Source organism: Microbacterium sp. AK009, from assembly GCF_013410955.1.
Taxonomy (GTDB): Bacteria; Actinomycetota; Actinomycetes; order Actinomycetales; family Microbacteriaceae; genus Microbacterium.
In genome coordinates, this window is the sequence record NZ_JACCCG010000002.1 from 472,756 (window position 1) to 494,366 (window position 21,611).

The following is a 21,611-nucleotide window of genomic DNA, read 5'->3' on the forward strand; positions in this document are numbered from 1 at the left end:
TCGTGGAGAAGGATCGGGCGCCGCCTGATGTGCAGGAGAGGTGATCGGTGACGGATGCAAGGCCGGTGGGGTGGAACGCGACCCGTGTGCACGGTGAGACGTCGCGACGTCACCGCGCCCTGCATCCGTCGCGCCGCGGGCGCGATACCCGTCGCCGTGAGACGCGCCGCGGATCAGCGGCCGCGGGACGCCGCCGCGGCGACCAGTCCGTCGGGGACCACCCGCGACAGCGCGACGAGCGCCTTGTACCGCAGCGACGGGATCGAGACCGCCCGTCCCCGCGCGACGTCGCGCAGCGATTCCCGGACGACGTCGGTCGCGTGCAGCCACAGCCCGGCGGGCACGCCCTCCTTGCCCGGTGGCATGCCCATCCGCTCGTGGAAGTTGGTGTGCACGAATCCGGGGCACACGGCAGTGACGGTGACGCCGCGGTCACGGTAGGCCACATTCGCCCATCGGCTGAAGCTGATCAGCCAGCCCTTCGCCGCACCGTAGGTGCCGCGCGGCACGAAGCCCGCCACCGAGGCGATGTTGACGATGCGGCCGCTCCCCCGCTCGAGCATTCCGGGAAGCACGGCGCGCATCAGTCGCATCGCCACCTCGACGTGGAGGGTGAGGTGGCGCGCTTCGTCGTCGGCGTCGTTGCGCTCGAAGGCGAGGGGAAGCCCGAAGCCCGCGTTGTTGACGAGGAGATCGATCGGATGCCGCGGATCGGCCGCCCGCACCTCGACACGCTCCCGGTCGGCGGCCACGAGCAGATCCGCAGGGAATACTTCGACGTCGGCGCCCGAGGCCCGGGCCTGATCCGCCACACGCTCCAGCGCCGCGGGATCGCGCGCCACGAGGACCAGATCCATCCCCCGGGCGGCGAGCTGCCGGGCGTACTCGGCGCCGAGCCCCGAGCTCGCACCCGTGATCAGAGGGGTCCGCGCCATCTCAGGGGGCCACCCGACCACCGGCGGTGAAGGCCGCGTGGGTGAGCGGCATCAGCTCGGCCCAGAAGGCCTCCATCTTCTCGGCGCACATCTCGATCTCACGCTGCGGGAAGGAGGGGAAGTGGCTCCCCTCGGCCTTAGTCCGAAGCGACAGGAAGTTCATCAGCGACCGGGCGTTCATCGTGACGTACATCGAGGAGTAGATGTTCAGGGGAAGCACGATACGGGCGACCTCCCGTGCGACGCCGGCCGCCAGCATCCGCTGATAGGTCTCGAACGCATCGACCGCGACCCGGCGGACCCCCTCATCGACGATCGCGTGCTGCTCGGGCGTGCCGGGGAGGAACTCGTAGGCGCCGGGCTTCCCGACCTGCACGAGGTTGCGGTCCTCGGCCGGGACGTAGAACACCGGACGCAGCTCCCGGTAGCGACCCGATTCCTCGTTGTAGGAGGCGATGCGATGCCGCATGAACTCGCGGAAGACGAAGATCGGCGCCTGGACGTAGAAAGTCATCGAGTTGTGCTCGAAGGGCGACCCGTGACGATCGCGCATCAGGTAGTTGATGAGGCCCCGGTCTCTCGCGGTCGCTTCGGTGCCGGCGGCGGCGTCCTCCAGGGTCTGCTCCCCCTGCGTCGACACGCGCGCCGCGAAGAGCACATCGGCGTCGGAGGCGCTGGATCGGACGAGCTCGACCGTCACGTCGCTGCGGAACTCGATCTCAGGGCTGGCTTCGGCTTCGGTCACGGGGAAACCCTATCGCCGCGTCATATGTCGGCGCGGAAACGCCCACCGTCCCGAGGTCGATTAGCCTGGTCTGCTGTGGATCTTCTTCCGGCGGTGCTCACCCTCACGGCGCTGCTCGCACTGACCGTCGGTGTCGGCCTGCTGCTGCGCTGGCGAGAGGGCCGTCCTCGGCACCACGTGGCCCACGAGGTCGTCGACCCTTCGCGCCTGGGCGCGGACGGCCTGGGCGAACAGGCGACACTGCTGCAGTTCAGCACCGAGATGTGCGCTCGGTGTCCCCACGTGCACCGGATGCTGGCCGAGATCGCCGATCGTCACGACGGCGTCCGGCACCTGGACGTCGACCTGACACACCGCCCCGACATCGCGCAGCACTTCCACGTGCTGCAGACCCCGACCACCCTGATCCTCGATCGGAACGGGGCCATCCAGTCCCGCATCGGCGGTGTCCCCACCCGGGATGTGCTGGATCTCGAGCTGGTCCGTCTGGCAGAGGATGCCGCGGGCCGCTCACGCACCGAGGAGAAGGCGGATGCCTGAGACCGGCGAGTCCCGCGGGATCGACGTCCGCGCCCCGCGGTTCGCCGCAGGGATCACCGCTGCGCTGCTGGCCGTCGCCTTCCTCCTGGCCCTCGTGAACGCCGACGCCGTGGGCACCCCCGCGCGGTTCGCGGACTCGGGCTTCCTCCTCACGGCGGTCATCTCGCTGCTGTTCCTGTGGGGGGTCGTCTCCCCCGCGACCGCACCGTGGGGCGTCGTGTTCCGTCGACTGGTCGCTCCCCGCATCTCTCCCGTACGGGAGCGGGAAGACCCGCGGCCGCCTCGGTTCGCCCAGGGTGTCGGCCTCCTCGTCACGGGCGCGGGCGTCCTGCTGCATCTGGCCGGCGTGCCATGGGCCCTGCCGATCGCCGTTGCCATGGCGTTCGTCGCCGCGTTCCTCAACGCCGCCTTCGGGCTGTGCCTGGGCTGCCAGCTGTACCTGCTGCTGCAGCGCGGCGGTGTGATCGGGCACCGTCGCGCGGCCTGACCGGGCGGCCGAGCCCGTCCGCGCGCACGTCGAGAAACCTCGCGCAAGCGGTCGCTCACCCTGCGCCCCGCCGTTAGGCTGACCGCGGGACCACGGGTCCCGATCGTCGACCGAGGAGGTTCCCATGACCATCACGAGCGAAGCCAGCACCGCCTGGAAGGGCGGACTCGCCGACGGGTCCGGGGCGGTGACCCTGGTGTCGTCGAACACCGGCACATTCGACGTCAACTGGCGCGCCCGCAGCGAGGGCTCCACGTCGACCACGACGCCCGAGGAGCTCATCGCCGCCGCGCACTCGTCGTGCTTCAGCATGGCCCTCTCCCACGCGCTGGGCGAGAACGGCACCCCGCCCGAGTCGATCGACACGACCGCTTCGGTGACCTTCAAGCCCGGCACGGGCATCACCGGCAGCCACCTGAATGTCAACGCCGTCGTACCGGGCCTGTCGGCCGAGGACTTCGAGCGCATCGCCCAGGAGGCCAAGGTCGGCTGCCCCGTCTCGCAGGCGCTCGCGGGGATCGAGATCACCCTCGAGGCCACGCTTGCCTGAGACCGCTGACGCCGGTGCGGGCGGCGGGGAAAGCACCGCCGCCCTGCGCCATGTCGTCATCTCCGGCGCCTCGGGCCTCATCGGCCGGGCCCTGACCGAGCGACTGCGCGCGGAAGGCGTCCGCGTGACCCACCTCGTCCGACGCGCGCCCGCGGGCCCTGACGAGGTCGAGTGGCTCACCTCCCCCGCGGCCCTGGACCCCGGCGTGCTCGAGGGCGCCGACGCGGTGGTGGGACTGAACGGCGCGAGCATCGCGCGCTTCCCGTGGACCTCGTCGTACCGCAGCACGCTGCTGTGGTCTCGGGTCACCCCCACCCGCGCGCTGGCCCGTGCCCTGCGCGAGCTCGGTGACGGCGCACCGGCATTCCTGTCCGCATCGGCGTCGGGCTATTACGGCAGCCGTCCCGGCGATCGCATCACCGAGGCCACCGGCCGCGGGGAGGGCTTCCTGGCGGACATCTGCGGCGAGTGGGAGGGTGCGGCCCGGTCGGCCGGCGACCGCACGCGCCTGGTGCTGCTGCGCACCACCGCCATCGTCGACCGCGGAGCCTTCCTGAAGCCCCTCATCCCCCTGACCAAGCTCGGGCTGAGCGGTCCCATCGGACGGGGCACCCAGGTGTGGCCCTGGATCTCGCTGGCGGACGAGATCGAGGCGATCCGCTTCCTCCTCACCGCCGACATCGAGGGCCCCGTGAACCTCGCCGGGCCCACGCGCGCCACGGCCAACGACATCGGATTCGCCCTCGCCCGGCGTCTCCAGCGGCCCTTCGTCCTCCGTGCACCGGAGTGGGGTCTCACGCTGCTCCTCGGGAAGGACGCCACGGAGGCTCTTCTCACCAACGATCAGGACATCGTCCCCGAGGTCCTTCAGCGGGCGGGCTTCGCTTTCCGTCATCCGACCGCGGAAGAGGCGATCGACGCCGCCGTTTCCGACGTGGAGTGACCCCGCCGCACACGGCGGCGACGGATGGACCGGCGAGTCAGCCCCCCGCGCGCCCCTGGCGCTCGCGGCGGATCGCCTCACGCACCGCCTGACGCGCGCGGCGCCGATCCCCCGCCGCGTCGTACGCCAGCCCCAGCCGGTACCACGCCTGCCAGTCGGCGGGGTTCTGCTCAGCGGCGTCCCGATAGGCCGGGAAGACCGCCTCGCCATCCTCCCGGAGGGGTCGTCCGCTGGGCCTGACCGTCACGGACTCGACCGGGAGCCCTCCCTCTGCCTCCAGGCGCCGAGCCAACCGCTCCGCGCCTATGCCGAAGGCGAGCTCTCGCCAGAGCGCCCAGGCCGCGAGCACCGGCAGCAGGACGAGTCCCACTCCGAGCGCGACAGCCACGGGGTCAGCGCTCACCAGCAGCAGCCACGCGCGCTGGGCGACCAGCGCGATGTAGAGCGCCAGGAGCACCGCCATCACGGCGACGCCGATCCTCGTCGTCATGCGCCGGTGACCCGCGCGACCTGACCCGGCACGCCGCGCTCCTGGATGTCGTGCGCCGCGTGCGGCCGCGGCACTCGGATGCCGATGTCGACGAAGCTGTCGAGCCCGACGAGAACGCCCCGCGCGTCGCGAGCAGCCCGAAGAGCCAAGCGGATGCCGGGGGCGTAGGCCGCGGCCGGGTCGACGGTGTCGTGGATGAGGGTCACCGACTCGCCCGGGCCGGAGAGGATGACTTCCTGCCGTGCGATCACCCCCGGGCGGCGCAGGGAATGGATGGGGACGCTCGCGACCTGCTGCCCACGGGCGCGCTGGTCGACATGCGGCGATTCCACCGGTCCCACGTCGCTGCGTGCCGCCGCGATCAGCTCGGCGGTGCGCACGGCCGTGCCGCTGGGCGAATCCACCTTCGTCTCGCGGTGCGACTCGACGATCTCGATGGAGGGGAAGAACGGCGACGCGGCGGCCGCCAGGGCCGAGCCGAGGACCGACCCGAGCGAGAAGTTCGGGATGAACACCGCGCCGGTGCCCGCCTGGTCGACGAGCGGACGGATGGGCGCGATGCGCTCCGCCGACCATCCCGACGTCCCGACGAGCAGGTTCATCCCACGCTCGATGGCAGCCCGCACCACGTCGATCGACACCGCCGGGGTCGAGGCGTCGACCACCAGGTCGGCACCGGCGAGCTCTGCGAGATCGGAGCGGGAGGTCAGGCGGCCGACGATCTCGACGTCGGGTTCGGCCCCGACGACCGCCTCGATGATCGAGCCGAGCTTGCCGGTGTGCCCCACGATGGCCACGCGCGTTGTCATGACTCAAGCCTAGGCGCGCCGGTCGTAGGCTCGGAGGATGGTCGACCTCACCGCGACATCCGTCGACGACCCCGCCGCACGGTCCCTCCTGACCGACTATTTCCGCACCCGCGCCGACACCTTCCCCGGTCACACCTACACCACGGTGTTTCCGGCGCCGGAGGTGTTCGAGCCGCCCCGCGGCGTGTTCGTGGTGGTCACCGACGACGCCGGCACTCCCATCGGCTGCGGCGGCGTCCGCGAGATCGCCGCCGGCGCGCTCGGCCCCCGCTTCGAGGTCAAGCACCTGTACCTCGCGCCCGCCACCCGCGGACGGGGATGGGGGCGGATGCTGCTGGCCGACCTCGAGCACCGCGCAGCGGTCTTGGGCGCGGCCGAAGTCGTCCTCGACACCCATCACACCCTCGCACCGGCCGCGCGTCTCTACGCCGCTGCGGGGTTCACCCCGATCGAGGCCTACAACGACAACCCGAATGCGACGGTGTGGCTCGGCAAAGCGCTCGGCTGAGGCCCCGCGCGGCGGCCGCCCGCTCGCCGTCCTGCTCGCCCGCCTGCTGGGCCGCTCGCCCGCCTGCCGGGCCGCTCGCCCGCCCGCTCGGATGCCCGACGCCCGCCCGCTCGCCCGCCTGCCGGGGCCGCTCGCCCGCCCGCTCGGATGCCCGCCCGCCCGCTCGGATGCCCGCGCGCCCACTCGCCCGCTCGCTCGCTCGGATGTCGCACAAAGCGCGATCACCTTCGGCCCGAAGCCGCATGTTGTGCGCCGCGCGCGGCGGGATGTCGCAGAAGATGCGGGATGGTGCGGAATGAGGTCGCAGCTCCTGGGACACCGGCGACGACCGGAGATACCGGCGACCGACCGGGCTCACCGGCGACCGACCGGGCTCACCGGCGACCGACCGGTCACACCGCCCGCCCCGCCCGCACCGGACACGCCGGCGACCGCCCGGGCACACCGGCGACCGATCGGTCCCGCCACCTGTGCCCGGTCAGACCGGATAGACCTCGGGAAGGCCGGTGCGCAGTTCGAAGGGCAGGTGCGCCATGTCGTTGTGGGACAGCACCGTCCACGGTCTGCCCTGCTTCTGGGCCAGCACCGTCAGTCCGCAGTGCGCCTGATTGAGCGTCATCCAGCGCCATTCGGGGGTCTGGAGCACCTCGCGGACGAACCAGGCGATGACGGCGTTGTGGGTGATGAGGAGCTCGTGCACCTCACCGCTCTTGCGGGCGAGGAACTCGCTCACGGCGTCGGCCATCTGGGCGCGCCCCGCGTCGACCTCCGCTTCGGTCACTCCCCCGAAGAAGGGCTCGTACACCGCCGGAGTGTCCTCGCACAGGCCCGTCGGGACGCAGTCGAACAGCAGCGCCGACGGTTCGGGTGACAGCGACGGCATCCGCTCCGAGACCGCGCGCGCCGTCTGGGCGGCACGCTCCAGCGGCGAATGCCAGACCGCGTCGAACGGAACACCCGAGAGCCGGTCGGCCAGGAGAGCGGCCTGGCGCCGCCCGCGGGGCGAGAGCGGCCCGTCGACGAGCCCGTGCTCCGCGTCCAGATGCTCGCCGTGGCGCACGAGGTAGAGGTAGTGCGTCACGCTCGCTCACTTCGTCGGGGCTGGGCGCCGGACGGCGCTCTCCCAGCCTACGTCAGCGGATCCCGCTCGGGTCGAACCCGGCCGCGCGTCCCGCGATCACTCCGCCGCGCGGGCGATCTCGGCGAGCTGGGCGCGACTGAGGTGGACGCCGACGCCCTGCACCAGCTCCTCGACGTGCTCGGGCGCGTAAGCGTTGACGATGGGCGCAGTCACCAGCCGCTGCGCGAGGAGCCACGCGACCGCGACCGCGGCATCGGGGAGACCGTGGTCGGCGCCCACCTCGTCGAGCGCGCGAAGCACCCGCGTACCGCGCCGATTGAGGCTCGCCGCCAGCTGCGCACCCCGAGCCGACAGCCCGCCGCGGGACCGACTGCGGTATCGACCGGCGAGGAAGCCGTGCTCGAGTGCGTGCGACGCGGTCACCGACATCCCCTGCGCGCTGGCGACCAGGCGGAGGTCGGCGTCGAACTCGTGCCGGCGCAGGATGTTGAAGGGGACGTCGAGCACCGTGAGGCGCGGGTAGCCGGCGGACGAGAGGATGCGAGCCTCGACCAGCTGCGCCGCCGTGTAGCCCACACCGCCGAGAGCGCGGATCTTGCCGGCCTCGACGAGCCACTCGGCCGTGGCCAGCGTGTCTTCCAGAGCGGTCACGCTGTCGGCCGCGGCGTCGAGCGTGAGCACGTCCACCCGGTCGGTGCGCAGCCGACTGAGCGAGGCCTCGACGCTGCGGACGAGGTCGACGGGGCCGAGGCCGGGATTGTCGGGGTGCCCGCCGACCCGCACCATGAGCACGACCTCGTCGCGCAGACCCCGGGAATGCACCCACTGGCCGACGATGTGTTCACTGCGACCGCTGGAGTAGGTGTCGGCGGTGTGCACGGCGTTTCCACCGAGCTCGGCATAGGTGTCGAGGATGGCGTGACTGGATTCGAGATCGACGTTCCAGCCGAATTCGGCGGCACCCAGGATGAGGGGGAAGATCTGCGCGCCGGCGTCGCCCAGCGGGACGCGGACTCCAGCGCCGACTCCGGGACCCTGCACGGGGATCGGCGCGGACGGGTGCAGCGCGGATGCGGGCGTGTCTTTGCGGCGCTGTCGTCGCGACGACGAGACAAGCTCGGTGCCTCGGTCCGACATACGCACCCCCTCACGACATCCTGTCGCGTGACGCGCCCCCCGACGCGTACTTCGAGGGTAGGGGGTGCCTCCGACGCCACCTGCCATTGCGGTGCCCTGTCGGTGAACTTCCCATAACGGTTTCATCACGAAACCTCGCAGGACGCGGATGCCCGCCCCTCACGAGGAGGGACGGGCATCCGTCGAGGGTGTCGCTCAGGCGTCGGCGGCGACCGGCGCAGCCTCGGCCGCCTCGGTCTCCTCCAGCACCGGCTCGAGCGAGAGCTTCCCGCGGTCGTCGACCTTGGTGATGCGCACCAGGAGCTTCTGGCCCACACCGAGCACGTCCTCGACGTTCTCGACCCGCTTGCCACCGGCGAGCTTGCGCACCTCGCTGACGTGGAGCAGGCCGTCCTTGCCCGGCAGCAGGGAGATGAACGCACCGAAGGTCGCGATCTTCACCACGGTGCCCAGGAACTGGTCGCCGATCTCGGGGTTGGTCGGGTTGGCGATCGCATTCACCTGGGCACGCGCAGCCTCGGCCGAGGGACCGTCGACGGCACCGATGTAGACCGTGCCGTCCTCCTCGATGGAGATGTCGGCGCCCGTCTCGTCCTGGATGGCGTTGATCGTCTTGCCCTTGGGGCCGATCAGCTCACCGATCTTGTCGACGGGGATCTGCACGCTGATGACGCGAGGCGCGGTGGGCGCCATCTCGTCGGGCGCGTCGATGGCCTGGTTGAGCACGTCGAGGATCGTCAGACGGGCGTCGCGCGCCTGCTGGAGCGCGGCCGACAGCACCGACGACGGAATGCCGTCGAGCTTGGTGTCGAGCTGGATCGCGGTGACGAACTCACGGGTGCCGGCGACCTTGAAGTCCATGTCGCCCAGCGCGTCTTCGGCGCCCAGGATGTCGGTCAAGGCCGCGTAGCGGGTCTGACCGTCGACGACGTCGGAGACGAGGCCCATGGCGATGCCCGCGACGGGCGCGCGCAGCGGCACACCGGCGTTGAGCAGCGACAGGGTGGACGCGCAGACCGACCCCATGGAGGTCGAGCCGTTGGAGCTCAGCGCCTCGGAGACCTGGCGGATGGCGTACGGGAACTCCTCGCGGGCCGGCAGCACCGGGACGAGTGCGCGCTCGGCGAGGAAGCCGTGCCCGATCTCGCGGCGCTTGGGCGATCCGACGCGACCGGTCTCGCCGGTCGAGTAGGGCGGGAAGTTGTAGTGGTGCATGTACCGCTTGTGGGTGACGGGCGACAGCGAGTCGATCTGCTGCTCCATCTTCAGCATGTTCAGCGTCGTGACACCCAGGATCTGGGTCTCACCGCGCTGGAACACCGCGGAGCCGTGCACACGCGGGATGACCTGCACCTCGGCGTCCAGCGGACGGATGTCGGCGAGGCCGCGACCGTCGATGCGCACACCGTCGGTGAGGATGCGGCTGCGGACGATGAGCTTCGTCACCGACTTGTAGGCAGCCGAGAACTCGATCGTCGCGACGGCCGGAAGCTCGCCCGCCTCGACGGCCGCGATGAGCTCGCCCCGCACACGCTCCTTGAGTGCATCGTCGGCGCTCTGACGCTCCTGCTTGTCGGCGACCTGGTAGATGCCCTTGAGCTCGTCGTACGCGCGGGCGGCGACGAAGTCGTAGGTCTCCTGCGAGTAGGGCAGGAACACCGGGTAGGACTGGATCTCCTTGGCCGCGGTGCTGGCCAGCGCCGTCTGCGCAGCGACGAGCTCCTTGATGAAGGGCTTGGCGGCCTCGAGACCCTGCGCGACGATCTCCTCGCTGGGCTTGGTGGCGCCGCCCCGGATCAGGTTCCAGGAGTGCTCGGTGGCCTCGGCCTCGACCATCATGATCGCGACGTCGCCGTCATCGAGCACGCGACCGGCGACGACGAGGTCGAAGACGGCCTGCTCCAGGACGCTGGTGTTCGGGAACGCCACCCACTGGTCGGGGTGCTCCCCCTGGCCGGGGACGAGCGCGAGGCGCACACCGGCGATCGGGCCGGAGAACGGCAGACCCGAGATCTGCGTCGACGCCGACGCGGCGTTGATCGCGAGGGCGTCGTAGAACTCGCCGGGCGCGATGGAGAGCACGGTGACGACGATCTGGACCTCGTTGCGCAGCCCCTCGACGAACGAGGGACGCAGGGGCCGGTCGATCAGGCGGCACACGAGGATCGCCTCGGTGGAGGGGCGACCTTCGCGGCGGAAGAACGAGCCGGGGATCTTGCCCGCGGCGTAGGAGCGCTCCTCGACGTCGACGGTCAGCGGGAAGAAGTCGAACCCTTCCCGGGGGTGTTTGCCGGCGCTGGTGGCCGAGAGGAGCATCGTCTCCTCATCGAGGTACGCGGCCACGGCGCCCTGCGCCTGCTGCGCGAGTCGGCCGGTCTCGAACCGGACGGTACGGGTGCCGAAGCGGCCGTTGTCGAGAACGGCTTCAGCGGCGGTGATTTCAGGACCTTCCAAGAGGTCTCTCCTTCTTTGTTTATGCTCGCGCACGCGTATCGCGCGCGAGGATGTGCGAAGGAGCAGGAACAGGCAGATCTCAGCGCGCGGCGTGGCCGCGATACTCGCCAGCGCTGGTCACCAGAAGAAGAGCACCCGGCGCGATGATCATCATCGCCGCGACGGGGATTCCACCTCAGGGGACCAGCTTCCTGCCGGCCTGCTCCGGTGTGCTGTGCAGCACGGTGCTCGTATGGAATTGAGCGGATGCCCGGGGGCAACCTTCCCGATCCTATCAGCGTCGGGCGCCGCGCACCCCTGGCGTGATCTGACCGGTCGTGCCTACGATGCCGACATGGAGACCCACGGCATCGGCGACTTCCGCGAGATCCACTCCGACGACGAGCGCCCCGTCCCCGTCGACGACGACGCCGAACTCGAGCTTCCGCCCCCCACGATCGATCCATTCGAGCGCGTCGAGGATGACACCGACGATCTCGTCGCCGAGGAGCGCGACGCCGCGATCGAGAGCGGTCACCTCGAGCCCTGATCATCCGATACGCGCGACGCCCCACCGCCGAGCGCGGTGGGGCGTCGCCTGGTGCAGGGCGTTCAGCGGCCGATGAGGGCGCGTCGCTCGTTCTCCCGGGCGGCTGCCCGATCGATGGCGGCGTCCTCCAGCTCCGCCACGCCGACCGCGTCGGGGGCGTCGGAGAGTCCGTCGTGGTCGTGACCGGCGAGGCTGGCCTCGTCGAAGGGCACCTTGCCCGCGAGCACGCGGCGCGCGCGGGAGGCGTCGAACTCCTTGGTCCACGCCCCGATCAGCAGGGTGGCCACGGCATTGCCCGTGAAGTTCGTCACCGCACGGCCTTCGGACATGAACCGGTCGATTCCCACGATGACACCGACGCCGTTGACGAGGTCGGGACGGTACGCCTGGAGCCCGGCGGCGAGTGTCGCGAGCCCCGCACCGGTCACTCCGGCGGCGCCCTTGGACGCGATGATCATGAAGACCAGAAGCCCGATCTGCTCGCCGATCGACATCGGCGCGCCCATCCCCGTCGCGATGAACAGCGAGGCCATCGTCAGGTAGATCGCGGTGCCGTCGAGGTTGAAGGAGTAGCCGGTGGGCACGGTGATGCCGACGACGGGCTTGGAGACCCCGAGGTGCTCCATCTTGGCGATCAGTCGCGGCAGCGCCGACTCCGAGGACGACGTGCCGACGATCAGCAGGTACTCGCGGCCCAGGTACTTCATGAGGCTGAACAGATTGACCCGCGTCACCGCCCACAGAAGCGTTCCGAGGATGACGACGATGAAGATCGCGCAGGTGATGTAGAAGGCGATCATGAGCGTGCCCAGGGCGATGATGGCCCCCACCCCGGTGGCTCCCACCACCGCGGCGATCGCGCCGAACGCACCGAGCGGAGCGAGCCACAGGATCATGCCGAGAATGCGGAACACCAGCGCCTGGAGGCTCTTCACCGCGTTCATGATCGGCGCCGCCTTCTCGCCCATCTGCTGCAGGGCGAAACCGACCAGCAGTGCGATGAACAGCACCTGGAGCACGTTCTCACCGGTGAAGGCCGAGAAGAAGGTCGTCGGGATGATGCCGAGGATGAACTCCTCGGTGGTCTTCGCCTCGGCGGTGGACTCGTAGCTGGCTCCTGCCATGTCCAGTCCTGTACCGGGGTGGATGAGGTTGCCGACCACCAGGCCGATCGCGAGCGCGAAGGTGGACATCACCATGAAGTACGCCAGCGCCAAACCGCCGATCTTGCCGACCGTCGCGGCCTTCGCGATCGAGCCGACTCCCACGACGATGGTGCAGAAGATGATGGGGGCGATCATCATCTTGATGAGCGACACGAACGCCGCCCCCAGGGGCTTGAGAGCCATGCCGAACTCGGGCCAGACGAGCCCGACGATCGCCCCCAGGACGACGGCGGCGATGACGGAGACGTACAGCCACGTGTGCTTGTCCCAGGCCTGCTTGCCCCGACGGGCGGAGAACCGGGGAAGAGTGAAAGTGGTCGTGCGTGGTGAGAGAGCCATCATCGCCTCCAGGGAACGGTCGTTGTCCACATCGACGCGGATCGTCCGCGTCAGTGGTCAGACTCGTCGCGACCGAGGCCCGGGGTCGATTTGTGGTCGTATTGGTCGCCGCGCGAGCGACACGATCGACGGCAGGATGGAGGCACGCGGCGATCGATGAGGAGTGCCATGCCACGACGGCCAGCCCCGGCGAGCGCGGCGTCGCGCGTGTTCGCGGCGGTCGCGGCATCCGTCGTGGCGATCGTCGTGATCCTCGCCGGCGTCCTGGTGCTCGATGCGCAGGGCTCGGAGAGGTCGGAGGCCGAGGAGGTGACCCGCACCGTGGCGACGACCCTCTCCGCCCTCCCCGAGGTGGAGGCCGCTGTCGGGGAGCCCGAGGCCAGCACTGTGCTCCAGCCGATCGCGGAGCGGATCATGCGGGAATCGGATCTCGATTTCGTCGTCATCATGACAGCAGAGGGGACCCGCCTCACGCACCCCGATCCGGGGGAGATCGGTCGTGCCTACCTCGGCACCATGCCTGCGGAGCCCGCGACTCTGACCGAGGAGTTCGTGGGCACCCTCGGACCCTCGGTGCGGACGATCTCGCCCATCATCTCCGAGGGGCGCCTGGTGGGGTGGGTGGCCGTGGGGGTCACGCTCGGCAGCATCTGGGCTGAGATCCTCTCCCGCCTGCCGTTCGTGCTCGGCATCGCGCTGCTGCTGCTGGCGGCCGGTCTCGTGGGTGCCGTCGTGGCCCGGCGACAGCTGCGCCGGATGGCCGGCGACCTCCCCGCGGGGACGATCCGCGACGCGGTGGCGTCGTACGAGTCGGTGCGCACCCTCGGCGAGGCGCTGCGGGCCCAGACCCACGAGCACGGGAACCGGATGCACACCGCCGTGTCGCTGCTCGAACTCGGCCGCACCGAGGAAGCGGTGGAGATCCTCACCGAGACCTCGCGCCAGAGCCAGTCGCTCGTCGACCAGGTCGCCGCACGTCGGGACGGCGACCCCACCGTCGGTGCCCTGCTGCTGGGCAAGGCCGCCCAGGCTCGCGAGCGCACCGTCGCCTGGGACGCCCGGATCTCCCCCGACGCACCGCGGAGCACCCTGACCCCGATCGACGCCGTCTCGGTGGTGGGAAACCTCATCGACAACGCCGTCGACGCCGCGGCCACCGGGCCGACGCCCCGCTGGGTGCGCGTGGAGTTCGACCCTCTTCCCGACGGCGCGTTGCGGATCCGCGTCGCCGACAGCGGCACCGGGATCGATCCCGCCGATCGCGAGCGGATCTTCGCACACGGCTTCTCCACGAAGCCCGCCGGCGCCGAGGGCCGTGGGGTGGGCCTCGCCCTGGTGCGCGCCATCGTCGACGGTGCGGGCGGCAGCATCCGGATCACCGATCACCCGACCACGTTCGAGGTCGTCCTGCCGGGGCGGACGCGATGATCGGCGTGCTGCTGGTGGACGATGACCCCCTCACCATCGAGGTGCATCGTCGCCACCTGGAGCGCATCGACGGATTCGACGTCGTCGGGGAGTGTCATGACGCCAGATCGGCGGTGAGCGCGATCCTCGAGGCGGCCCCGGGCGCGATCGACCTGGTGCTCCTGGACGTCACGATGCCCGACGGCACCGGGGTCGACGTCCTGCGGCATGTCCGCGCGCGCGGCGACGCGGTCGATGTGATCGCGGTCACCGGCGTCCGCGACGCCGACATCGTGCGGCAGATGGTGGCCCTGGGCGTGACGCAGTATCTCGTGAAGCCGTTCACGTTCGCGGTGTTCTCCGACCGGCTCCGGCAGTACGTCGACTTCCGGCGCAGGGCATCGGATGCCGCGGGCCCGGCGACCCAGGAGGAGATCGACGCGCTCCTTGGGGCCCTCCGTCCCCCGGCGGGGACCGTGCTTCCCAAGGGCCTGTCGGCGGAAAGCCTCGAACGGATCGCGCATGCCGTGCGTGTCGGCGGTCCGCTCTCGGCCGTGGAGGCCGCCGTGCAGACGGGTCTGTCGCGAGTGTCGGCGCGTCGGTATCTCGAGCACCTCGTCGACGCCGGACGCGTCGACCGGATCCCCCGCTACCACGGGCGAGGACGGCCCGAGTCGGAGTACCGGTGGCGCAGCTGACTAGGGCGAGTCGATCAGACGCGCCGGAGCGGTGCCGCCACCCCCGACGAGCACGTAATCGGCGTGCTTGGCGCTGAGACCGTCGCCGGCGGTCCTCCCCCGCAGGCGCCGCCAGATCCACGGCAGCGCATCGCGACGCAGCCAACTCCCGACGGCGGGTGGGTCGTCGTCGGCGTGGAGCGCGGCATCGAGTCTGCCGAGGGCTTCGGCGTCGGGCACCCCGAGCGTCTCGGCGGCCCGATAGGCCAGGAACCGGTGCCCGCTCGAGCGCAGGTGCACCCTGTCGACCGCCCAGAAGGCGACGTCGCCGATCGCGGGGTGCGCGTCGAGGTCCAGGAGCATCGCTCCCGTCTCCCCTGCCACCCGCCGCATCTCCCCGGCGTACCGGGCGAACCGACGCGAGAACACGCGCGCGCCCGGCCGGCGCGGGAGGAACGGTGTCACGAGCAGCACGTCGATTCCCGCATCCCGCAGGAGCCGCACCGAGACCGCGACGTCGTCGGCGAGGTCGGCGGGGTCGCGGCGGGTCCCGACGAGATCGTTCGCGCCGATGAGGATCGAGACGAGGTCGGGTCTCAGCGCCAGCGCCTGAGGCACCTGCACCGCCGCGATGTCGCGGACGCGGCGGCTGCGAACGGCGAGGTTGGCGTAATGCAGAGGCTCGGTCGCGCCCGCACCCTGTGAGCGGGCCAGCAGCTCCGCCAGGCGATCCGCCCACCCTCGGAACTGTCCCGACGGCATGCGCGAGGCGTCGCACAGCCCCTCGGTGAGAGAGTCGCCGAGGGCGACGAAGCGGCGCCAGCGCGGGGTGGCCACGAGCGGCGCCGGCGAGGCGTCGGGGCGCCCGAGGCCGCGGACGACCTGCGCGGCATCGATCGGGCGGAGCCGTCGCGCCTCGCCGTAGTGCTCCAGCAGCTGCGCGCAGAGCGCCTCCCAGCTGCGGGTGCGGACGGCCTCTCCGGCGGCGGCTGCGAACGCCGCGCGCTTCGCGCCGTCGCCGACGAGGTCCGCCACGCGGGCGCGGAGGTCGTCGAGATCGCCGGGGCGATAGAGCCAGCCATCGACGCTCGAACGCACGAGATCCACCGGCCCGCCGGTGCCCGTGGCGACGACCGGGACGCCACTGGCGAGGGCCTCCTGGATCGTCTGACCGAACGTCTCACTCTCCCCCGGGTGGACGAACACGTCGAAGCTCGCCAGCGCCCGCGCGAGCTCGGTGCCACGCAGATGTCCGGTGAAGACCGCTTCGGGCAGCGACTTCTCCAGCGCCTCACGCGACGGCCCGTCGCCGACGATCACCACGGTGGTTCCCGGGACGTCGTGGAGGACGCGGAGGTCGGCCACCTGCTTCTCGGGAGCGAGGCGACCGACGTACCCGACGATGGTCCGTCCCGGAGCGACCTCCGCCCGCCAGCTTTCGCTCCGCCGCGACGGGTGGAAGAGGTCGGTGTCCACCCCACGGCCCCATCGGCGCACCCGGTCCACGCCCAGCTCGGCCAGCTGCGTCATCGAGGCGGTGGAGGGGGCGAGGGTCAGGGTAGCCCTCCGGTGCAGCCGCGTGACGTGGGAGCGGACCAGGGCGGTGGCCCGCGGCATCCCGTACTTCTCGGCGTAGGCGACCACATCGGTCTGGTAGATCGCCAGGGTCGGGGCCCCCACCGCCTCGGCGGCGATCACCCCCTGCCAGCCGAGCACGAAGGGGGACGCCAGGTGGACGACGTCGGGCCGGAAGGTGCGCAGGATGCCCGCGAGACGCGCAGCACGGGCGAAGACGACGCGCACCTCGGGGTAGGACGGCAGCGGCACCGAGCGCAGCAGCCGCGCATCCGCACCGCGCAGGCTCGCGACGACCGTCTCATCGGAGGCGTCCCCGGCGCTCGGGGCGATGACGAGCGTCTCGTGCCCTGCCGCCGACAGATGGCGGAGGATCTGCAGCACGGATCCGGTGACCCCGTTCATATGGGGAAGGAAGGACTCGGCGATGACCGCGACTCTCACGCATCCACCATCGCGCGCGCCGGTGCCCGAACGGATGCCGCGGCGCACCCCGTCGCCGAGAATTCACCGTCCGCACCGCCGCCCGTCACCGGTCGTCCCCCGTTCGGTCGCCGTTCACCGGCCGCTGGTACCCACGGAGGTGTGATCGACGATCTGCTGGCCGGTGTCTCGGAGAGCCCCTGGGCGCTCGTGGTGATGGCGGCGCTCGTGCTGGGCGACGCCTTCCTCGTCGTCGTCCCCGGCGAGGTCGCCGTCACCGCCCTGGGCGCCCTCGCCGTCACGCACGGCGCTCCCCCGCTCCTCGCGGTCGTCGCCGTGGCGACGATCGCCGCCCTCGCCGGCGACACGCTCTGCTACCTCATCGGGCGCACGATCGGCCTGGAGCGGTGGCGGTGGATGCGCGGACGGCGGGTCCGCGCGGCCCTCGGGCTCGTCGGCGATCGGCTGCGGCGACGCACGGCGGTCGTCCTCTTCAGCGCGCGCTTCGTCCCCTTCGCGCGCCTGGCGGTGAACCTCACCGCCGGGGCGTCGCGGGTGCCGGCGCCACGCTACCTGCTCGTGGCGGGCCTGGCCGCGCTCGGCTGGGCGGTGTATCAGTCTCTCGTGGGAGCGATCGTGGCGGCCGTCGTTCCCGGGGGGCCGGTCGTGGCGGTCGTGGTCTCGGTGGCGGTCGCCCTGCTCCTCGGTCTTCTCATCGATCGGCTGCTCGCCCGTCGCACCCTCCCCCCGGCCGAGTGATCCACGCCGTCACCCGAGCGCGAGCGTCTGCCGGGCAGCATCCGCCAATGCCCTGCCGTAGTGGCGACCGTGCCCGGCGGCGTGGACGGCCAGCGGATGGAGCTGATGAAGCGGGAGGCGGCTCCGCCACCCGCTGGTGAGTGGATGGCGCTCCTCATAACCGGCGACGATGTCGTCGAGGAACGGGCAGCCGAAGAGATCGAGCATCGCCAGGTCGGTTTCGCGGTGCCCGCCGTGGGCTGCGGGATCGATGAGGACGACGCCCGCGGGTGTCCACAGCACGTTCCCGTGCCAGAGGTCGCCGTGCAGGCGCGCCGGCGCCTCCCCGTCGTCGAACGCCCCGGCAGCGATCGTCGCGCACGCGTCACGGACGACGGCCGCCTCCTCGGAGGTGAGGAATCCCGCGTCCAGCGCGGGCGGGAGGAAGGGGAGCACCCGGTCCCGCGCGTAGAACGGCCCCCACGTCTCCTCCGCCGCCGCAGGTTGGGATCGCGCCCCGATGAAGAGCGCGGTGACGCCCGGCGGCGGGCTTCCGAATGCGGGTGCGCCGGCATCGTGAGTGACAGCGAGGGCCGCGCCGAAGGCCCGTGCCGCAGCGCCGTCGGGGGCGACGGTCGCGAGACGCTCGAGCTCGATGGCCTCGGCCTCCACCTGCACGACGCGCGCGGCGCGCGCCCCGCCCGCCTCGGCGAGCCACGACAGACCCGCCGCCTCCGCGGCGAAGAACCCCTCGGGCGCCCCCGGGCGCTCCTTGCGGAAGATCCTGCCCTCGGCTCGAGGGCTCACTCGCCCGAGTGCCCGCCGAGCAGATGCTCGAAGGAGCGACCCTCCCCGAGGAAGCTCGCCGGATCGAAGGGATCCGGAGCGGATGCCGCGGGCCGCCCGGCGACCGCGGCGGCGAACTCGCCGGCGGCCCGGTCGATGCGCTCGGCGAGCGGCGAGGCCTGATCGCCCGCACCGCCCCAGTCGCTGGATGCCGCGAACACACCGGTGGAGACCGGCGCGGCATGCAGGTAGGCGAAGAGGGGACGCAGGGCGTAGTCGATCGCGAGCGAGTGGCGCGCGGTGCCGGCGTTGGCGCCGAGAAGGACCGGCATCCCGGTCAGCGCGTCGGGGTCGAGCACGTCGATGAAGGACTTGAACAGACCCGAGTAGCTCGCGGAGAAGATCGGTGTCACCACGATCAGCCCGTCGGCCGACACCACCGCGTTGATCGCGGTCTCGAGGCTCGGCGGAGCGAAGCCGGTGAGGAGGTTGTCGGTGATGGCGCGGGCGTGGTCACGCAGCTCGACCACGTCGGTCACCGCCTCCTCGCCCCGGGAACCGAGTTCGCGCACGACGGCGGCGCCGAGGCGATCGGCCAGGAGGCGGGTTGAGGAGGGGCTGGACAGGCCGGCCGAGACCACGGCGATGCGTCGCGTGGCCATCTCACTCCCCCTTTCGGAAAGACGCTCCGGCGGCGGTGGGCCGGCGGTACGGATTCGGGCCCGTGGCGAGGTTGTCGCCGCGGTTCGCGTGGGGAACCGCCTGCGGCGCCGGCGCTCCGGCGTAGGCCGCCGCGACGCGTGCGGCATGCGTGGGCGCGTCGGGGACGTCCGCGGGACGACCCGCGGCCAGCTCGCGCCGGAGCGCCGGAACGACCTCGCCGCCGAGGATGTCGAGCTGCTCGAGCACCGTCTTCAGCGGCAGCCCTGCGTGGTCGATGAGGAAGAGCTGACGCTGGTAGTCCCCGTAGTGCTCGCGCATGCCCGCGTAGCGGTCGATGATCTGCTGCGGCGAGCCGACGGTGAGCGGCGTCATCTCGCTGAAATCCTCCAGGCTCGGTCCGTGACCGTAGACCGGAGCATTGTCGAAGTACGGGCGGAACTCCTTCACGGCGTCCTGGGAGTTCTTCGCCATGAACACCTGGCCACCCAGACCCACGATCGCCTGCTCCGGCGCTCCGTGGCCGTAGTGCGCGAAACGCTGACGGTACAGCGAGATGAGGCGCTGGTAGTGCTCTTTCGGCCAGAAGATGTTGTTGGCGAAGAACCCATCGCCGTAGTAGGCCGCCTGCTCGGCGATCTCGGGGGTGCGGATCGAACCGTGCCAGACGAACGGGGCCACACCGTCCAGCGGCCGCGGGGTCGAGGTGAAGCCCTGCAGAGGCGTCCGGAACCGGCCCTCCCAGTCCACGACGTCCTCATGCCAGAGCTTGTGAAGGAGGGCGTAGTTCTCGATCGCCAGGGGCAGGCCCTGACGGATGTCCTTGCCGAACCACGGGTAGACCGGACCGGTGTTCCCGCGTCCCAGGGTCAGGTCCACCCGCCCCTGCGCGAGGTGCTGCAGCATCGCATAGTCCTCCGCGATCTTCACCGGGTCGTTGGTGGTGATCAGCGTGGTCGCCGTGGAGAGGATGAGGCGCTCGGTCTGGGCGGCGATGAAGGCGAGCGTCGTCGTCGGCGACGACGACCAGAACGGCGGATTGTGGTGCTCGCCCAGGGCGAAGACATCCAGCCCGACCTCTTCGGCGTGGCGCGCGATCGTGATGCTCGCCCGGATGCGCTCCGACTCGCTGGGCGTGCGGCCCGTGATGGGATCTTCGGTGATGTCGCTCACCGTGAAGATGCCGAACTGCATTCCGGGCCAGGTGGGGGTGTTCACGTCTCTTCTCCGCTCTCTCGCCGCGCGGGTTCATCCGCCTCGTAGAATTTCATGCAAGTGAATACATCCGATCCAACGCCCGCCGCCTCAGGCTATTCCCGCCGCGCGGGGGACGACCGCGCCGCGCGGAAGTTGCGCGGGTTCCCGGGGCCGTGCGAGCGCCGCTGACGGCTAGTCTGAACTCGTCCCGGGGAGGTGACCCATGTCCGGCAACCGCACGCCACCGACGGCAGCCACCCCGACGACCGGCACGATGCGCACGAAGCGGCGCACGCCGTTCTTCGACAACGCCCGGTTCGTCTGCATCGTCCTGGTCGTCCTCGGCCACGCGATCCAGCGCCTCACCTACGACTCCGACATCGCCCTGTCGCTGTACCTGCTCATCTACGCCTTCCACATGCCGGCGTTCGCCCTCATCTCGGGGTACTTCTCCAAGTCCGACGTTCCCGGCAAGCGTCAGATGGCGCGGATCCTCACCGACATCGTCGTGCCCTACGTCATCTTCGAAGGCCTCTGGGTACTCACGAAGTGGATCGTGGAGGGACAGGCCGATCCGAACCTCACCCGCCCGTCGTGGACGCTGTGGTTCCTCCTCGCACTCGGCATCTTCCGTCTCGTGCTCCCCTACCTCGCCCTGCTGAGATGGCCGCTGGTGTGGACCGTCGCGATCTCCATCGGCGCGGGTTATCTGCCGAACATCGACTCGACCTTCTCGCTGTCGCGCACCCTCGGACTGCTGCCGTTCTTCACCCTCGGATGGTGGCTCCGAGAGCGCCGGGTCATCGAACGTCTGCAGCTGCTGGACCGTCGACCGTGGTGGGGCTTCCCGGCCGCCGTCGCGACCTTCGCCCTCGCCGGGTGGGCCGCATGGTTCTTCGTCGACGAGTGGAAGCAGATGAACCTCGCGACCTGGTTCTTCTACGACGACTCCTACGCCGACCTGGGCGGAACGGCGTGGTGGGCGGGGGGCGTCCGCATCGCCCTCATGCTGATCGCCCTCATCCTCTCCACAGCCCTCTTCATCCTCGTTCCGCGGGGACAGAAGTGGTGGACCCACTTCGGCCAGTACACGATGTACATCTACCTGCTGCACTCGTTCGTGCTCTACCCGTTCCGCGAGTCGGGAGTGCTCCGCGGCCTCGAACCGACGTGGCTGTGGCTGCCGGTGGTGTGCCTGCTGTCGATCGGCATCGCGCTGGGCCTTGCCACGAAACCCGTGCGGCGCGTCTTCCGGCCCCTCATCGAACCGCGTCCGGGCTGGCTCTTCGCCGATCCCTCGCTGGCCGCGTCGGAAGGACGACGATCCGACCCCACCGGATCGCGCCGACCGCCCGAGCCGCCGCGGGCGCGACCCGTCGCCGGACCGCACGACGCCCGCGGGCCCCTCTGAGCCCCTCGCGGCGGTGCCGGCGTC

The 21,611-nt window shown here is 71.0% G+C and carries 22 protein-coding genes; 10 read left to right on the forward strand and 12 right to left on the reverse strand.

The window, feature by feature from the left end:
• Window positions 1-173: 173 nt before the first annotated feature.
• On the reverse strand, window positions 174-935 hold the full coding sequence (locus tag HDC37_RS06240; RefSeq protein ID WP_179559511.1) for an SDR family oxidoreductase: 762 nt from the start codon (window positions 933-935) through the stop codon (window positions 174-176).
• 1 nt (window position 936) lies between these two features.
• Window positions 937-1,680 carry an FAD-dependent thymidylate synthase gene (thyX, locus tag HDC37_RS06245; RefSeq protein WP_179559512.1) on the reverse strand — a complete coding sequence of 248 codons (744 nt, stop codon included), beginning with the start codon at window positions 1,678-1,680 and terminating at the stop codon, window positions 937-939.
• A 75-nt stretch (window positions 1,681-1,755) separates the two neighbouring features.
• On the opposite strand from thyX, the gene HDC37_RS06250 reads away from it, so the two are divergent.
• The 4 genes from HDC37_RS06250 to HDC37_RS06265 all read left to right on the forward strand — a co-directional run bounded on the left by HDC37_RS06250 (window position 1,756) and on the right by HDC37_RS06265 (window position 4,200).
• Window positions 1,756-2,220: a thioredoxin family protein gene (locus HDC37_RS06250; RefSeq protein ID WP_179559513.1), complete on the forward strand. Its 465-nt coding sequence runs from the start codon at window positions 1,756-1,758 to the stop codon at window positions 2,218-2,220.
• Window positions 2,213-2,707 (forward strand): DUF4395 domain-containing protein, encoded by a 495-nt coding sequence (locus HDC37_RS06255; protein WP_179559514.1) that lies wholly within the window; start codon window positions 2,213-2,215, stop codon window positions 2,705-2,707. Before HDC37_RS06250 ends, HDC37_RS06255 begins: the two co-directional genes overlap by 8 nt.
• Window positions 2,708-2,831: 124 nt before the next feature.
• On the forward strand, window positions 2,832-3,257 hold the full coding sequence (locus HDC37_RS06260; protein WP_124292906.1) for an OsmC family peroxiredoxin: 426 nt from the start codon (window positions 2,832-2,834) through the stop codon (window positions 3,255-3,257).
• Window positions 3,250-4,200, forward strand: coding sequence for a TIGR01777 family oxidoreductase (locus HDC37_RS06265; protein WP_257021323.1), 951 nt, complete (start codon window positions 3,250-3,252; stop codon window positions 4,198-4,200). The genes HDC37_RS06260 and HDC37_RS06265 overlap by 8 nt, the downstream gene beginning before the upstream one ends.
• Window positions 4,201-4,237: 37 nt before the next feature.
• On the opposite strand, the gene HDC37_RS06270 is transcribed toward HDC37_RS06265, so the two are convergent.
• Both HDC37_RS06270 and dapB read right to left on the reverse strand, forming a co-directional pair.
• Entirely contained in the window at window positions 4,238-4,690 is a 453-nt protein-coding gene (locus HDC37_RS06270; RefSeq protein WP_179559515.1) for a tetratricopeptide repeat protein, read from the reverse strand.
• Window positions 4,687-5,499 (reverse strand): 4-hydroxy-tetrahydrodipicolinate reductase, encoded by an 813-nt coding sequence (dapB, locus tag HDC37_RS06275; protein WP_179559516.1) that lies wholly within the window; start codon window positions 5,497-5,499, stop codon window positions 4,687-4,689. The genes HDC37_RS06270 and dapB overlap by 4 nt, the downstream gene beginning before the upstream one ends.
• A 37-nt stretch (window positions 5,500-5,536) precedes the next feature.
• Between dapB and HDC37_RS06280 the strand changes: the two genes are divergently transcribed.
• On the forward strand, window positions 5,537-6,007 hold the full coding sequence (locus HDC37_RS06280) for a GNAT family N-acetyltransferase (protein WP_179559517.1): 471 nt from the start codon (window positions 5,537-5,539) through the stop codon (window positions 6,005-6,007).
• Between the two features lie 478 nt (window positions 6,008-6,485).
• Here HDC37_RS06280 and HDC37_RS06285 read toward each other — a convergent pair whose 3' ends face one another.
• The 3 genes from HDC37_RS06285 to HDC37_RS06295 form a co-directional block, all read right to left on the reverse strand.
• Window positions 6,486-7,088, reverse strand: a complete 603-nt coding sequence (locus tag HDC37_RS06285) for a histidine phosphatase family protein (RefSeq protein WP_179559518.1) — start codon at window positions 7,086-7,088, stop codon at window positions 6,486-6,488.
• A 96-nt stretch (window positions 7,089-7,184) separates the two neighbouring features.
• Window positions 7,185-8,225 (reverse strand): aldo/keto reductase, encoded by a 1,041-nt coding sequence (locus HDC37_RS06290; protein WP_179559519.1) that lies wholly within the window; start codon window positions 8,223-8,225, stop codon window positions 7,185-7,187.
• A gap of 195 nt (window positions 8,226-8,420) precedes the next feature.
• The gene (locus HDC37_RS06295) at window positions 8,421-10,679 is read right to left on the reverse strand and encodes a polyribonucleotide nucleotidyltransferase (RefSeq protein ID WP_179559520.1); all 2,259 of its coding nucleotides are present in this window, start codon (window positions 10,677-10,679) and stop codon (window positions 8,421-8,423) included.
• Window positions 10,680-11,013: 334 nt separating this feature from the next.
• Here HDC37_RS06295 and HDC37_RS06300 point away from each other — a divergent pair, with 334 nt between their 5' ends.
• Complete coding sequence (locus HDC37_RS06300; RefSeq protein WP_218869383.1) at window positions 11,014-11,208, forward strand: hypothetical protein; 195 nt, start codon at window positions 11,014-11,016, stop codon at window positions 11,206-11,208.
• A gap of 62 nt (window positions 11,209-11,270) precedes the next feature.
• Here HDC37_RS06300 and HDC37_RS06305 read toward each other — a convergent pair whose 3' ends face one another.
• Complete coding sequence (locus HDC37_RS06305) at window positions 11,271-12,713, reverse strand: cation:dicarboxylate symporter family transporter (protein ID WP_179559521.1); 1,443 nt, start codon at window positions 12,711-12,713, stop codon at window positions 11,271-11,273.
• 168 nt (window positions 12,714-12,881) lie between these two features.
• Here HDC37_RS06305 and HDC37_RS06310 point away from each other — a divergent pair, with 168 nt between their 5' ends.
• Both HDC37_RS06310 and HDC37_RS06315 read left to right on the forward strand, forming a co-directional pair.
• On the forward strand, window positions 12,882-14,141 hold the full coding sequence (locus HDC37_RS06310) for a sensor histidine kinase (protein WP_179559522.1): 1,260 nt from the start codon (window positions 12,882-12,884) through the stop codon (window positions 14,139-14,141).
• Window positions 14,138-14,818 (forward strand): response regulator, encoded by a 681-nt coding sequence (locus HDC37_RS06315; RefSeq protein ID WP_179559523.1) that lies wholly within the window; start codon window positions 14,138-14,140, stop codon window positions 14,816-14,818. The genes HDC37_RS06310 and HDC37_RS06315 overlap by 4 nt, the downstream gene beginning before the upstream one ends.
• Here the strand turns inward: HDC37_RS06315 and HDC37_RS06320 are convergent, their stop codons facing one another.
• Window positions 14,819-16,816 carry a glycosyltransferase gene (locus tag HDC37_RS06320; RefSeq protein WP_179559524.1) on the reverse strand — a complete coding sequence of 666 codons (1,998 nt, stop codon included), beginning with the start codon at window positions 16,814-16,816 and terminating at the stop codon, window positions 14,819-14,821. It abuts the gene before it with no gap.
• A gap of 141 nt (window positions 16,817-16,957) precedes the next feature.
• Here HDC37_RS06320 and HDC37_RS06325 point away from each other — a divergent pair, with 141 nt between their 5' ends.
• Entirely contained in the window at window positions 16,958-17,554 is a 597-nt protein-coding gene (locus HDC37_RS06325; protein WP_308472118.1) for a VTT domain-containing protein, read from the forward strand.
• Window positions 17,555-17,563: 9 nt separating this feature from the next.
• On the opposite strand, the gene HDC37_RS06330 is transcribed toward HDC37_RS06325, so the two are convergent.
• The 3 genes from HDC37_RS06330 to HDC37_RS06340 are packed head-to-tail and all read right to left on the reverse strand — an operon-like array spanning window position 17,564 to window position 20,173.
• Complete coding sequence (locus HDC37_RS06330; RefSeq protein ID WP_308472119.1) at window positions 17,564-18,340, reverse strand: fructosamine kinase family protein; 777 nt, start codon at window positions 18,338-18,340, stop codon at window positions 17,564-17,566.
• A complete protein-coding gene (locus HDC37_RS06335; protein ID WP_179559525.1) occupies window positions 18,337-18,981 on the reverse strand; it encodes an FMN reductase in 645 nt (214 codons plus the stop codon). Before HDC37_RS06335 ends, HDC37_RS06330 begins: the two co-directional genes overlap by 4 nt.
• 1 nt (window position 18,982) lies before the next feature.
• The gene (locus HDC37_RS06340; protein ID WP_179559610.1) at window positions 18,983-20,173 is read right to left on the reverse strand and encodes an LLM class flavin-dependent oxidoreductase; all 1,191 of its coding nucleotides are present in this window, start codon (window positions 20,171-20,173) and stop codon (window positions 18,983-18,985) included.
• A 226-nt stretch (window positions 20,174-20,399) separates the two neighbouring features.
• On the opposite strand from HDC37_RS06340, the gene HDC37_RS06345 reads away from it, so the two are divergent.
• Complete coding sequence (locus HDC37_RS06345) at window positions 20,400-21,587, forward strand: acyltransferase family protein (RefSeq protein WP_179559526.1); 1,188 nt, start codon at window positions 20,400-20,402, stop codon at window positions 21,585-21,587.
• Window positions 21,588-21,611: the final 24 nt, after the last annotated feature.